The 13,596-nt window shown below is 71.8% G+C and carries 13 protein-coding genes; 4 read left to right on the top strand and 9 right to left on the bottom strand.

From position 1 onward, the window contains the following. Positions 1-100 precede the first annotated feature (100 nt). Positions 101-559: a hypothetical protein gene (locus ACZ7LY_RS08935; RefSeq protein WP_471623830.1), complete on the top strand. Its 459-nt coding sequence runs from the start codon at positions 101-103 to the stop codon at positions 557-559. Positions 560-605: 46 nt separating this feature from the next. Further along, the gene (locus ACZ7LY_RS08940; RefSeq protein WP_471623831.1) at positions 606-1,373 is read left to right on the top strand and encodes a nucleotidyltransferase family protein; all 768 of its coding nucleotides are present in this window, start codon (positions 606-608) and stop codon (positions 1,371-1,373) included. Positions 1,374-1,525: 152 nt separating this feature from the next. Here the strand turns inward: ACZ7LY_RS08940 and ACZ7LY_RS08945 are convergent, their stop codons facing one another. The 7 genes from ACZ7LY_RS08945 to ACZ7LY_RS08975 all read right to left on the bottom strand — a co-directional run bounded on the left by ACZ7LY_RS08945 (position 1,526) and on the right by ACZ7LY_RS08975 (position 8,802). Continuing rightward, positions 1,526-3,205 carry a DoxX family protein gene (locus tag ACZ7LY_RS08945; RefSeq protein WP_471623862.1) on the bottom strand — a complete coding sequence of 560 codons (1,680 nt, stop codon included), beginning with the start codon at positions 3,203-3,205 and terminating at the stop codon, positions 1,526-1,528. Between the two features lie 110 nt (positions 3,206-3,315). Next, the gene (gene rlmB, locus ACZ7LY_RS08950) at positions 3,316-4,269 is read right to left on the bottom strand and encodes a 23S rRNA (guanosine(2251)-2'-O)-methyltransferase RlmB (RefSeq protein WP_471623832.1); all 954 of its coding nucleotides are present in this window, start codon (positions 4,267-4,269) and stop codon (positions 3,316-3,318) included. Positions 4,270-4,389: 120 nt separating this feature from the next. After that, positions 4,390-5,790, bottom strand: a complete 1,401-nt coding sequence (cysS, locus tag ACZ7LY_RS08955) for a cysteine--tRNA ligase (protein ID WP_471623833.1) — start codon at positions 5,788-5,790, stop codon at positions 4,390-4,392. 475 nt (positions 5,791-6,265) lie between these two features. Continuing rightward, positions 6,266-6,670 (bottom strand): PPOX class F420-dependent oxidoreductase, encoded by a 405-nt coding sequence (locus tag ACZ7LY_RS08960; protein WP_471623834.1) that lies wholly within the window; start codon positions 6,668-6,670, stop codon positions 6,266-6,268. Positions 6,671-6,802: 132 nt separating this feature from the next. Next, positions 6,803-7,324, bottom strand: coding sequence for a 2-C-methyl-D-erythritol 2,4-cyclodiphosphate synthase (gene ispF, locus ACZ7LY_RS08965; RefSeq protein WP_471623835.1), 522 nt, complete (start codon positions 7,322-7,324; stop codon positions 6,803-6,805). Further along, positions 7,314-8,063 carry a 2-C-methyl-D-erythritol 4-phosphate cytidylyltransferase gene (ispD, locus tag ACZ7LY_RS08970; protein ID WP_471623836.1) on the bottom strand — a complete coding sequence of 250 codons (750 nt, stop codon included), beginning with the start codon at positions 8,061-8,063 and terminating at the stop codon, positions 7,314-7,316. The genes ispF and ispD overlap by 11 nt, the downstream gene beginning before the upstream one ends. Positions 8,064-8,319: 256 nt before the next feature. After that, complete coding sequence (locus ACZ7LY_RS08975) at positions 8,320-8,802, bottom strand: CarD family transcriptional regulator (RefSeq protein ID WP_003953493.1); 483 nt, start codon at positions 8,800-8,802, stop codon at positions 8,320-8,322. Positions 8,803-9,444: 642 nt separating this feature from the next. On the opposite strand from ACZ7LY_RS08975, the gene ACZ7LY_RS08980 reads away from it, so the two are divergent. Continuing rightward, the gene (locus ACZ7LY_RS08980) at positions 9,445-10,065 is read left to right on the top strand and encodes a copper chaperone PCu(A)C domain-containing protein (protein WP_471623837.1); all 621 of its coding nucleotides are present in this window, start codon (positions 9,445-9,447) and stop codon (positions 10,063-10,065) included. 396 nt (positions 10,066-10,461) lie between these two features. On the opposite strand, the gene phoP is transcribed toward ACZ7LY_RS08980, so the two are convergent. Beyond that, positions 10,462-11,133: a two-component system response regulator PhoP gene (gene phoP / locus ACZ7LY_RS08985; protein ID WP_467539963.1), complete on the bottom strand. Its 672-nt coding sequence runs from the start codon at positions 11,131-11,133 to the stop codon at positions 10,462-10,464. A 5-nt stretch (positions 11,134-11,138) separates the two neighbouring features. Continuing rightward, positions 11,139-12,425 carry a two-component system sensor histidine kinase PhoR gene (phoR, locus tag ACZ7LY_RS08990; RefSeq protein ID WP_471623838.1) on the bottom strand — a complete coding sequence of 429 codons (1,287 nt, stop codon included), beginning with the start codon at positions 12,423-12,425 and terminating at the stop codon, positions 11,139-11,141. 186 nt (positions 12,426-12,611) lie between these two features. Between phoR and phoU the strand changes: the two genes are divergently transcribed. Further along, a complete protein-coding gene (phoU, locus tag ACZ7LY_RS08995) occupies positions 12,612-13,283 on the top strand; it encodes a phosphate signaling complex protein PhoU (protein WP_471623839.1) in 672 nt (223 codons plus the stop codon). Positions 13,284-13,596: the final 313 nt, after the last annotated feature.

Consider the following 13,596-nt stretch of genomic DNA (forward strand, 5'->3'; position numbering starts at 1 on the left):
CTCCGCTGCGTCAACACGCTTGCAACGAAACCCCGTTGCCCGTCCCTCGTCAGAGTGACTAAATGTCGCCAAATCATCACCGACCGCTACGCTCACTCGCGTGACGCACTCCGCTACCTACACCCAGAAGTCGCGCCGAGTTCGGGGCCAGGGCCCCGCCCGCCGCGCCGCCCGCACGCTCGCCTTCGTCCTGCCGGTGATGCTGGTGCTCTCCGGGACCCTCGCGGTCACCCGGGTCAACTGGTCCGGGAGTTCCTCGGACTCCATTCTGACGGCTTCCGCGCAGGACGTCTCCGCGCGCGCCACCTCCCGCGCCCCGCAGGACGTGCTGCGCGACCGGCTGCTCCAGGAGCTCCAGGAGAAGGACCCCGGCACCGCCCTCACCCACCTTCAGCAGGAGGTCGACCGCCGCCCCTCCCTCGCCAAGCACTGCATGTCGATCGCCAAGGCCCTCGGCCGCGCGGCCGTGCAGGCATACGGCCCGGCGCGCGCCCAGTCGTACGCCCGTCCCGTCTGCGACACCTCCTTCGCCTCCGGGGTCGCCGGCTTCCGCGGCTGACCCCGTCCGCGGGCCTCACGGGCCGTGCGCACGTACAGTTCCGGTCATGACGACCGCTGAACCGGCCGCGCACGGCCCGCACTCGTACGCCCACCGCGGTGCCCACCGCCCCACCCAGGCCGTCGTGCTTGCGGGCGGCCAGGGCTCGCGGCTGCGCCCGTACACCGACGACCGGCCCAAGCCCATGGTGGAGATCCCCGGCACCGGCGTGCCGATCATCGGCCACCAGCTCACCTGGCTCGCCGAGGAGGGCGTCACCGACGCCGTCGTCTCCTGCGGACACCTCGCCGAAGTCCTCCAGGAGTGGCTGGAGAACGCCGAGTTGCCGCTGCGCGTGACGACCGTCGTCGAGAAGGAACCCCTCGGCCGGGGCGGCGGCCTCAAGTTCGCCGCCCGCCACCTCCCCCACCCCGACCAGCCCTGGTACGCGACCAACGGCGACATCTGGACCCGGTTCTCGCTGCGCGAGATGGCCGACTTCCACCATGAGCGCGAGGCGACCGCCACCCTCGCCCTCGCCCGCCCGCGCATCCCCTGGGGCGCCGTCGAGACCGACGCGTTCGGCCACATCACGGACTTCGTCGAGGCGCCCCCGTCGCCGTACCTGATCAACGCGGGCCTGTACGTCTTCTCCGCCGAGTTCGCCGCGCTGCTGCCCGACGTCGGCGACCACGAGCGCACCACGTTCCCGCGCCTCGCCCGCGCCAAGCGCCTCGCCGGCTTCCCGCTGCCGCAGGGCGCGTACTGGAGGGCCATCGACACCGCGAAGGACCTCACGGAAGCCGCCAAGGAGCTGGCCGCCCAGGGCCGTTGACCCGCCCCGGCGCCCCCGCCCGCGCGGGGCCACGGCAGTGACGTACGAGAACGGCCGTGACGTACCGGAGGGTTGCCGTACGAGACGGTGACCGTACGCGGAAGGGGCCCGCGCGTCCATGACGTGCGGGCCCCTTCGTGCGGGCGGGCGGGTCAGCCGAGGAGGCCGCCGACCAGGCCCGGCTTGTGACCGGGGTTGTCCGCGCCGCCGCCCGTGCCGCCCGTGGAGCCGCCGGACGTGCCGCCGCCGCCCGAGGACGAGCCGCCGTCGGAGGTTCCGCCGCCGCTGCCGGCACCGCCGGACGTCGGCGCACCGCCGGTCGTCGCCGGGGGCTGGCGCGGGGTCGTCTGCCGCGGCGGCACCTGACCGGCCGTCGCGCCCTGCGTCTGGCTGGGCGTCGTGGCGCCGCTCGTCGCGCCGGCCGTCTCGCGGGCCGCGCTCGGCGCACCGGACGGGCTCGCCGTGGTGCCCTGCGTCGGCGTGCCGGGCGCGGACGGGCTGGACGACGCGCGGTGCGGCTTGCGGTGCGCGGGCTGCGAGGGCAGGGGCGAGCCGGGCAGCTCGTTGCGCGGGGCGTCGCCGGGGCCGGGCGCGGTGACCCGGTCGGCGTCGCGGACCGCGCCGCCCAGCAGCGAACCGGTGAGCAGCGTGAGGCCGATGACGATGGCCGCGACGAGGCTGCCGCGCCGCAGCACGTACCGGCGCAGCTCCCACAGCGCGGCGCGCGGACCGAGCCGCCGCCAGGCGCCCCCGGCGAGCCGGCCGTCGATCGAGTACACGGGCGCCCCGGCGATGATCAGCGGCGACCACGCGGCGAGGTAGATGATGTCGGGCGCGTCGTAGGCGGGGACCGACTTCCAGCTCACGGTGACGAGGATCGCCGCCGACAGCAGCGCGCCGACCGAGGCCGCGACCCGCTGCCACAGGCCGAGGACGGTGAGCACGCCGACGATGACCTGGAAGAACGCGATGGCGAGCCCGGCACCCACCGGGTGCTGGAGCGCCCAGTCGCGCAGCGGCTCCGCGAGCGCCCACGGGTGCAGCGAGTGGAGCCACTTGACCATGGAGCCGCGCTCGCCGCCGTCGAAGTAGACGGGGTCGCACAGCTTGCCCATGCCGGCGTAGATGGAGATGAAGCCGAGGAAGACGCGCAGCGGGAGCAGCACGACGCCCAGGTTCATGCGGCGGCCCGGGTAGTAGGCGTGCCGGACCGGGCCGTAGCGGCGGGCGGCCCGCGACTCGGTGTCCGGCTCGTCGTCGTCGCCGAACTCGTCGTCCTCGTAGGGCAGTCGGCCCAGCTCGCCGGTCTCCTCGAAGGCGCTGCCCGCCTGCCGCATACCGTCCGGCAGCATCCGGCCGCCCGCGTCGGCGCCGCCCTGGCGGGGCGCGATGACGACCGGGGTCTCCTCGGTGGGCTCGCCCTCGTACAGCTCGTCGGCGAGGTCGCGGTCGAGGTCGACACGCGGGATGACCTGCGTGGCACCGCCGTCGTCGGGCGCCCCCGCGCGGCGCGCGCCCGCGAGCAGGCCGCTCGCGGCGAGGTCCGACGCGCCGCTCATGACGACGCGGCGGCGCCGGGCGCCGGGCGTGCCCGCGGCCGTGATGACAGGGATACCGGCGGCACCGGCTCCGGAAACGCCCAGGGCGCTCACGTGCCGTGCGATGCGCGGGAGTTGCGTCTGCTGCGCCCTGGGGAGCTGCACGCGGAAACTCGCGTGGTTGACGATGACCTGCGCCGGGTCGCACGGAACCTTCACCATGCTCAGCGCGGGAGCGTCGTCGAAGCCCGACGAGCGGTCCCCCGAGGGTGTGCGGGGCGTTCTGGTGTCCACACTCATCTAACCGAGTGATGTGTGTTTAGGACACTGCCTTGACCCGAGGGAAATGTCCGGGCCCCGTCAAGATCCCCGACGCGTACGGAAATCCCGGCGGGGCCCCCGGATCAGGCGCGGCGGCGGGCCGCCTCGTACAGCACGACGCCCGCGGCGACACCGGCGTTCAGCGACTCGGCGCCGCCCGGCATCGGGATGCGGACGCGGTAGTCGCACGTCTCGCCGACCAGCCGCGACAGGCCCTTGCCCTCGCTGCCGACGACGATGACGACCGGGCCTTCGAGGGCCGCCAGCTCACCGACCGTGTGCTCGCCGTCGGCGGCGAGCCCGACGACGGCGATACCGGCCTTCTTGTACTGCTCCAGGGCGCGCGTGAGGTTCGTGGCGCGCGCCACCGGCGTGCGCGCCGCGGTGCCCGCGGACGTCTTCCACGCGCCGGCGGTCATGCCGGCGGCGCGCCGCTCGGGCACGAGGACGCCGTGGCCGCCGAACGCGGACACGGAGCGGACGACCGCGCCGAGGTTGCGCGGGTCGGTCACGCCGTCGAGGGCGACGATCAGCGGGTCCTGGCCCTCGTCGAACGCGGCGGCGACCAGGTCCTCGGGGTGCGCGTACTCGTACGGCGGGACCTGGAGGACGAGGCCCTGGTGGTTGAGGCCGTTGGTCATGCGGTCCAGCTCGGGGCGCGGGGCCTCCATGAGGTGGATGCCGCCGCGCTCACCGGCGAGCTGGAGCGCCTCGCGGACGCGCTCGTCGTTGTCGATGAACTGCTGCACGTACAGCGTCACCGCGGGCACGCCCTCGCGCAGCGCCTCGACGACCGGGTTGCGGCCGACGACCATCTCGGAGGTCGCCTTGCCGCGCGGGCCGCCGGTGCGGTTCGTGGGCCGGCCGCCCGTCGCGCGCTTGGCCTTGGCCTGCGCGGCGCGCTGCTTGACGTGTCCCTTGCGCATCTCGGCGGGCGGGGTCGGGCCCTTGCCTTCGAGGCCGCGGCGTCGCTGCCCGCCGCTGCCGACCTGCGCGCCCTTCTTCCCGGACATGCGGCGGTTGCTGTTGGCGGCCATGACCTACCTGCTTCTCTACGTCGGTCCGCCGCCCGGACCTGATCCGGGCGACGGTGTGTGTGATGCGTACGTCTATGCAGTGTGCCGCCCGACGGGCCGGGCGGCACACTCACGGGCGGCTCAGCGCGGGCCGAGGCTCCAGCGGGGACCGCTCGGGCTGTCCTCGATGACGAGCCCGGACTGCCCGAGCCGGTCGCGCAGCGCGTCGGCCGTCGCCCAGTCCTTACGGGCCCGGGCCGCCTCACGCTGGTCCAGCACGAGCCGTACGAGCGTGTCGACGACCCCGTGCAGATCCTCGCTGCGGTCGCCCTCGCCGGCCCAGTGCGGGTCGAGCGGGTCGAGGCCGAGGACGCCGAGCATGGCACGGACCTCGGCGAGGCGGGCCACGGCGGCTTCCTTGTCGTCGGCCGCCAGCGCGCTGTTGCCCTGGCGGACGGCCGTGTGGACGATCGCCAGCGCCTGCGGGACGCCGAGGTCGTCGTCCATGGCCTCGGCGAACGCCGGGGGCACCTCGTCGGCGGGCGCGACCGTGCCGCCGGCCAGCTCGGTGACCCGCTGCACGAAGCCCTCGATCCGCGCGAACGCCGACTCGGCCTCGCGCAGCGCGTCCTCGCTGTACTCGATGGTGGAGCGGTAGTGCGGGGTGCCCAGGTAGTAGCGGAGCACGATCGGGCGCCAGTGCTTGACCATCTCGCCGACCAGCACGCTGTTGCCCAGGGACTTCGACATCTTCTCGCCGGACATGGTGACCCACGAGTTGTGCACCCAGTAGCGGGCGAACTCGTCGCCGTACGCCTTGGCCTGCGCGATCTCGTTCTCGTGGTGCGGGAAGATCAGGTCGATGCCGCCGCCGTGGATGTCGAACGCCGGGCCCAGGTACTTGTGGGCCATCGCCGAGCACTCCAGGTGCCAGCCGGGGCGGCCCCGGCCCCAGGGCGTCTCCCAGCTCGGCTCGCCGGGCTTGGCGGCCTTCCACATGGCGAAGTCGCGGGGGTCGCGCTTGCCGGTCTCGCCCTCGCTCTCGGGCTGCAGCAGGTTGTCCAGCTCCTGGTTGGACAGCTCCAGATAGCCCGGGAAGGAACGGACGTCGAAGTAGACGTTGCCGTCGGCCTCGTAGGCGTGGCCGCGCTCGATCAGGCCGCGCATCATCTCGACCATCTCGGTGACGTGGCCGGTGGCGCGCGGTTCGTAGGTGGGGGGCAGGCAGCCGAGCGCGGCGTACGCGTCGTTGAACGCCCGCTCGTTCTCGTACCCGATCGACCACCAGGGGCGGTTCTGCTCCGCCGCCTTCTTGATGATCTTGTCGTCGATGTCCGTCACGTTGCGGATGAACGTGACGTCGTAGCCGCGGTACGTGAACCAGCGGCGCATGATGTCGAAGTTCAGGCCGGAGCGGATGTGGCCGATGTGCGGGGCCGCCTGCACGGTGGCGCCACACAGGTAGATCGAGACGCAGCCCGGCGTGAGGGGCTCGAAGTCACGGATCTGCCGGGCGCTGGTGTCGTACAGGCGAATAGTCACCCCTCCAGGTTAGTGCCCCGCGCGACAACTCCGTCACCAGTCCCGCCAGGGCTTCGGCGCGCTTCTACACCCCGGCGCCTGACGCGGCTCCCCGCGTGGTCGGGCGGGTTCTTCGGCCTCGACTCTCGTCGTGGCTGGTCGCGCAGTTCCCCGCGCCCCTGGAGGGACGACTACGTCGCCACCTCCCCCGGAGGGAGCGGGAGGGGCGGCTTCGCCGCCGCCCCCGCCGGGGAGCTGGGGCGAAGCCCCGCTTCCCTCTGGGGAAGCTGCACGAAGTGCATGCTTCAGGGGCGCGGGGAACTGCGCGATCAGCCCCCACCGGGCCGCAGGTGAACGACCACGACCAGGGGCAGCGCCCCGTCAGGGGCGCGGGGAACTGCGCGAGAAGCCCCACCGGCGGAGAGCCGAGCAACGGTCCAGAAGGCGGGCCGGAGTCTGAGGGCCCCGCGCTCAGAGATGTCCCGTCCGCCGGAGGCTAGAGGCTGCCTACGACCTTGCGCCCCACAACCCGCACGACAACCCGCTCCCCGTCATCCACGGACCCCGGATTGAACTCCGCGTACCGCTTCCCCGTGTACTTCACGGACAGCTCGTCGATCAGCTCCTGCCCACCCTCGGAGGTGATCTCCGCGACCCCCCGGATCTCCGCGTACGTATAAGGACTGTCCGCCGGCTGCACCAGCACCGTCACCCGCGGATCCCGCCGCAGGTTCTTCTCCTTGCGCCGCCCCACGGTCGTGGAGAACAACACGTCGTCCCCGTCCCGCTTCACCCACACGGGTGAAACCTGAGGACTCCCGTCAGGCTGGATCGTGGCGACGGCGATGAAGACCTTGCTGTCGAGCAGCGCCTTGAGTGCGTCGGACAACTGTGCGGACATGGCGTCACTTCTCCTTGGAGGGGAGGGATCGGGCCCCGGGACCGAACAGCCCCGGAGCCAGTTCTCACGTACCCGATCCTCCACCGCCACACCACCCGCCCCGGGGATTTCGGGGCGCGGGGCGCCGCCGGTTCAGCCCTGGACGCGTACGACGAGAGCCGTGGCGATGCCCATCAGGCCCTCGCCGCGCCCGGGGAACCCGAGCCCGTCCGTGGTCGCCCCGGACACCGACACGGGCGCGCCGACCGCGTCGGACAGGACCTTCTGCGCCTCGTCGCGCCGCTTGCCGACCTTGGGCCGGTCCCCGACGACCTGGACGGCGACGTTCCCGATCTCGAAGCCGGCCGCGCGCACGATCCGCGCCGCCTCCGTGAGCAGCGTGACCCCGCTGGCGCCGGACCATTCGGGCCGCCCGGTGCCAAAGTGCTGCCCGAGGTCGCCGAGCCCGGCGGCGGAGAACAGCGCGTTGCACGCGGCGTGGGCGACGACGTCCGCGTCGGAGTGCCCGGCGAGCCCGGGCCCCTGGTCCTCCCACCGCAGGCCGGCGCACCACAGCTCGCGCCCGTCCTCGAAGGCGTGGATGTCGGTGCCGATGCCGACCCGCGGCAGTGGCCAGGGCAGGGAGGCGCCGGCCGGGGCGGTCTCAGTAGCCATCGTTGGCCCTCCTGCGGGCGAGCACGGCCTCGGCGAGTACGAGGTCGAGCGGCCGGGTCACCTTGAACGCCTCCTCGTGCCCGGGCACGAGCACGACCTGGAAACCGAGCAGCTCGACCATGCCGGCGTCGTCGGTGACGTCCTCGGTGACGTTGTCGTGGGCGCGGCGCAGCGTCGCGTGGTCGAAGCCCTGCGGGGTCTGCACGGCCCGCAGCCGCGCCCGCGAGGGCGTCGCCACGACGGCCTCGGGGCTGCCGTCGGTGGTCGGCACGACCTCCTTGACGGTGTCGGCCAGCGGCAGCGCGGGCACGACGGCGGGGGCTCCGTCCCGTACGGCCTCGATGACCGCGTCGACGGTGTCCACCGGGACGAGCGGGCGGGCGGCGTCGTGCACGAGAACGATGTCGATGTCGTCGGGCAGCGCGTCGAGGCCGAGCCGTACGGACTCCTGCCGGCTCTCGCCGCCGGGCACGACGACGAAGTCGGTGCGCTCGGGCAGGGCGTAGTCGGCGAGCAGGTTCTTGACCTCGGCGGCGCCGTCGGGCGGCGCGACGACCACGACGAGCCGGACGGAGCGGGACGCCGCCATGGCCCGGACGGCGTGGATGAGCATCGGTGTGCCGCTGAGCGCGCGGAGCGCTTTGGGGGCGCCGGGGCCGAGGCGTACGCCCCGTCCGGCGGCGGGGATCACGGCCGCGGTGCGGGCGCCGCCGGTGCCGGCGCGCGTTTCGTCAGACATCGGTTCCGTTCAGGTTTGTACGCTCGGGGGGCGTGGGTATGGCCTCATCGTGCCGGGCGCGAGGCTTGACCGGCCCCTTCCGTGACACCGGTCGAGCCGCTTGCCCTGTACGCGTGGCACCTAGGTGATCAGGCTTTTCGTACCCGTACCGCGGTGATGTCCGATGTGCGGGTACGCAACATGCCGCAGCGCCCGGCGACACCATCAGGGTCATCGGGCACCACGGCATGTGTTCACTACGCGGCGGCAGTGCGCGTCAGGACGCGAGGACCTCGTCGAGCAGGGCCTCGGCCTTGTCCTCGTTCGTGTTCTCCGCGAGCGCGAGCTCGCTCACCAGGATCTGGCGAGCCTTGGCCAGCATGCGCTTCTCGCCCGCGGACAGTCCGCGCTCGCGCTCCCGGCGCCACAGGTCGCGGACTACCTCCGCGACCTTGATGACGTCGCCGGAGGCGAGCTTCTCCAGGTTTGCCTTGTAGCGGCGCGACCAGTTCGTGGGCTCCTCGGCGTACGGCGCGCGCAGTACCTCGAAGACCCGGTCAAGCCCGTCCTGACCGACCACATCACGCACGCCGACGAACTCCGCATTGTCCGCTGGCACACGTACCGTCAGGTCGCCCTGGGCGACCTTCAGCACCAAGTAGGTCTTGTCCACGCCTTTGATCTGGCGAGTTTCGATAGCCTCGATCAGCGCGGCCCCGTGATGGGGATAGACCACGGTGTCGCCAACCTTGAACGTCATGTGACAGGTACCCCTTCCGTGGCTATCCAGGGTAACACGGAAACGGCGGGTTCTGAATGGCGTTTTCGCAGGTCAGGGCATATCTCGGGGCTTGACAACAACAACAGGAACGTGCTGCGGAGGGGTTCCGGAGGACGGTATTCGCAGGTGGGAGCCACTGTCCGGTGAGCCGGAAACGAGGCGGCCGCAGCCGTCGACAGCCGCTCAGCATGTGCGTAATGTCCTAGTTTGCTCGGGTGGAAGCGGTGAACTTCCGCTACTCCGTTCGATGACACGCGCCCGCGTTCGAACCGATTCCGGAATTGATCATCGCGTTTCCCGGCGCCGCGTGATCGTTTTTCCGTACCCTCCCGTATTCCTTACGGGAAAACCGCGCGCGCCTCCCACCAGGCGATATGTGAATGGTGAACAGGAGGCCAATGGGGTCTGTGATGCGTGTGTGACGCACGGGGTCGGCCGGAAACGCCGTCCGCGCGGGTCCGGGAGTCTCCGGGCGGGCCCGGAAGGGTCCGGGAGCCTCTAGAGGCGGGTCGGGTGCGGCGGCGCGGGAACGGCTCGGTAACCTAAGGCCGCTGACAGACCCTTAGGACGGCTTTACACCGAGCCGTTCGCTCCGCCCACGTTCAAGGAGTTGCCGCCGCCGTGAGCAGCAGCCTTCGACGCGGCGCCCTCGCCGCCGCCGCCCTCGCGTTCTCGATCGCCTCGCTCGCCGCGTGCGGCGCCGGCCACAACGCCCAGACGCTCGAGGTCAAGCCGGACAACGCCGCGACCTCCGTCGGTGACGTCAAGATCCAGAACGCGCTCGTCATCACCCAGCCGGACCGCTCGTCCAAGGGCCCGGCCGTGGTCACGGCCACCCTCTTCAACAACGGGACGAAGTCCCAGACCCTCGACTCGGTCACGGTCGACGGGGTCGGCAAGTCCGCGAAGCTGACCGGTGCCAAGGGCGGTTCGTCCATCACCGTTCCGGCCGGCGGGTCGGTCGTGCTCGGGGGCAAGGGGAACGCCACCGCTGAGCTGCCCAACAGCCGGACCGCGGTGCTCGACGGGAACGCACAGGCCATCACCTTCACGTTCAGTGAGACCGGGGCGGTCAAGCTGAAGGCGTTCGTGGTGCCGGCCGAGAGCTACTTCCAGAAGTGGGGCCCGACCCAGGCCCCGACGCCCTCCGCGTCGCCCTCCGCCTCGACGTCGACGTCCCCGTCCGGCTCGGCCGGCCCCGGCGAGACGACGACGTCCCCGTCCCACACAGCAGGCCACTGACCCAAACGAAAGGGCGGCTCCCACCGGGAAGCCGCCCTTTCGCTATACCCCCTAGGGGGCGCGGGGAACTGCGCGACCAGCCACGACGACGCCGCAGGCGACAGGGCGGCGGGGGCGGGGGCGCCTAAGAAGCGCCGGGGTTGGCAGCCCCGTCAGGGGCGCGGGGAACTGCGCGAGCGGCCACGACGCACCCGGCACTCTGGGGCGCTGCCCCAGCCCCCGCTCCTCAAGCGCCGGAGGGGCTGGGGATTGGCGCTGGGGCCCGCCCCATCAGGAACCCGGCGCCAGCGCCGGAGGGGCTGGGAGTTGGGGGTGGGGCAGCCTCGTAAGGATCCCGGCGTTGAGGGGCCCCGCGCTGGACCCCGGGCATGATGAGCCGCGCCCCCCGCCGGAGGCTTACGGTTCGAACTTGTAGCCGAGCCCCCGCACCGTCACGAGATACCGCGGCGCCCCAGGATCCGGCTCGATCTTCGCCCGAAGCCGCTTCACATGAACATCCAGCGTCTTGGTGTCACCGACATAGTCGGCCCCCCACACCCGGTCGATGAGCTGCATCCGCGTAAGCACCCGCCCCGCGTTCCGCAACAACATCTCCAGCAGATCGAACTCCTTCAGCGGAAGATCGACCTTCGACCCGGACACGGTCACGACATGCCGGTCGACATCCATCCGCACGGGCCCCGCCTCAAGGGCCTGCGGCGCGACCTCCTCCGGCTCCCCGCGCCGCCGCAACACGGCCCGGATCCGGGCGACCAGCTCCCGCGAGGAGAACGGCTTGGTGACGTAGTCGTCGGCCCCTATCTCCAGCCCGACGACCTTGTCGATCTCGCTGTCCTTGGCGGTGACCATGATCACGGGAACGTTGGACCGGCCGCGCAGCTGTCTGCAGACCTCCGTGCCGGGCAGCCCCGGCAGCATCAGATCGAGCAGAACGAGATCGGCACCGTTGCGCTCGAACTCGTCGAGACCGTCGGGCCCGGTCGCCGCGATGGCGACCTCGAAACCCTCCTTGCGCAGCATGTAGGACAGGGCGTCGGAGAAGGACTCCTCGTCCTCGACGACGAGCACTCGGGTCACGGAAGGACCTCCGGGGCGGGGGGAACGGATACGTATGCGGTGGTGGCGTCGGGCCCGTGTGCGTCGTCTTCGTCGCGTACGTGTCGAGGGCCTGAGGCGTCGGAAGTGGCTGAGGGGTCGTTCTTGTGCGGGCTGCGGGCCGCTTCGGGCAGCCGCAGCGTGAAGGTGGAGCCCTGGCCTTCGGAGCTCCACACGGTGACCTCGCCGCCGTGCGAGGCGGCCACGTGCTTGACGATGGCGAGGCCGAGCCCCGTACCGCCGGTGGCGCGGGAACGGGCCGGGTCGACGCGGTAGAAGCGCTCGAAGATGCGCTCCTTGTCCTTGTCGGAGATGCCGATGCCCTGGTCGGTGACGGCGAGCTCGACGAGGTCGCCGCCGGGCGCGGCCACCCGCCGCGCGGCTATGCCCACGCGCGTACGGGCCGGTGAGTAGTTGACGGCGTTCTCGACGAGGTTGCCGAGGGCGGCGGCGAGCTGGCCGCGGTTGCCCCAGACGCTGAGGTCGGCGGTGCCGCCTGCGGCCATGGTGATCTGCTTCGTCGCGGCGGGCTGCCGGCAGCGGTCGATGGCCTCGGCGACGAGTTCGTCGACGCGGACCGGTTCGGCGTCCTCCAGCGGGTCGTCGTTCTGCACCCGGGAGAGGTCGATGAGTTCCTGTACGAGATTGGTCAGGCGGGTCGCCTCGATCTGCATGCGGCCCGCGAAGCGCTCGACGGCCTCGGGGTCGTCCGAGGCGTCCATGACGGCCTCGGACAGCAGGGACAGGGCGCCCACGGGCGTCTTCAGCTCATGGCTGACGTTGGCGACGAAGTCGCGTCGTACGGCTTCGATGCGCCGCGCCTCCGTCAGGTCCTCCACGAGCAGCAGCACGAGCCGGGAGCCGAGCGGGGCGACCCGCGCGGACACGGCGAGCGCGTCGCCCCGGCCGGTGCCGCGGCGCGGCAGGTCCAGCTCGACCTGCCGTATCTCGCCGTCGCGCCGGGTGTCGCGGGCCATCTGGAGCATGGGCTCCACGGCGAGCTTCCCGCCGCGTACGAGTCCGAGGGCGTACGCCGCCGAACTGGCCTTGACCACGCTGTCCGCCTCGTCGAGGACGACGGCGGACGAGCGCAGCACGGACAGCACGGTGTCCACGCCGGGTGGGAGTACGGGGTCGGTGTGCAGGGAGGTGCGGGTCGGGCGTTTCTGGTCGCGTTCGCTCCAGCGGAACGCCAGCATGGCGATCACGCCGGTGCACACTCCGGCGATCGCTGCCGCTGCGGCGACCGCCGCGTTCACGTCCATGTCTTCAGGTTATGCGGGCGGGACCGGTACTCCACAGCCGTCCGGGTGGCCGCTCGAACACTCGTCGCCCAGAGTTCACCTTGGATACGGGGTTGGTTCACTTCGGGTGCCGGATTCCGACGCGTACAGGGCCGAACGTGGGACCGTGGGGCTGCCCCGGCCTCACGGAACGAGAGGGAACGTCGTATGCGTGACGCGTACCACGAGGAACTTGACTCGATCGGCGACGGCCTGGTCGAGATGGCCCGCCTGGTCGGGTCGGCGATCGGGCGCGCCACCACGGCCATGCTCGACGCCGACCTGAAGCTGGCGGAGAACGTGATCGCCGCGGACCAGAAGGTGGACGATCTCCAGCACGATCTGGAGGCCCGCGCCATAGCTTTGCTCGCGCGGCAGCAGCCGGTGGCGACGGATCTGCGGATCGTCGTCACGTCGCTGCGGATGAGCGCGGACCTGGAGCGCAGCGGTGACCTGGCCCAGCATGTGGCCAAGCTCGCGCGGCTGCGGTTCCCTGACCGGGCCGTGCCGCACGATCTGCACGCGACCATCCTGGAGATGGGGCAGCTCGCGCAGCGGCTGATGGCGAAGGCCGCGGAGGTGATCATCACCAAGGACGTCGATCTGGCGATGCAGCTCGAGCAGGACGACGACGAGATGGATCTGCTGCACCGGACGCTCTTCCAGCATCTGATGGACGAGAAGTGGCAGCACGGGATCGAGACGGCGGTCGATGTGACGCTGCTCGGGCGCTACTACGAGCGCTTCGCTGATCATGCGGTGTCGGTGGCCAAGCGGGTCGTGTATCTCGTCACGGGTGAACACGCGGACGACGTCTCCGCGGCAGCCGATTCCTCCTGACCCAGACGCCGGGCGGGCGGTGGTGGGTGGCTCCGGCCGGTGAGGATCCGCGACTCTCGCCGTGGCCACTCGCGCAGTTCCCCGCGCCCCTGAGGTGAGCGGGTGGCTCCGGCCGGTGGAGACCCTCGACATTCGTCGTGGCCGATCGCGCAGTTCCCCGCGCCCCTAAGCGAGTGGGCGGCTCCGGCCGGTAGGTTTCCTCGACATTCGTCGTGGCTGATCGCGCAGTTCCCCGCGCCCCTAAGCGAGTGGGCGGCTCCGGCCGGTAGGTTTCCTCGACATTCGTCGTGGCTGATCGCGCAGTTCCCCGCGC

The sequence above is a fragment of the Streptomyces sp. NPDC107550 genome, assembly GCF_055639095.1.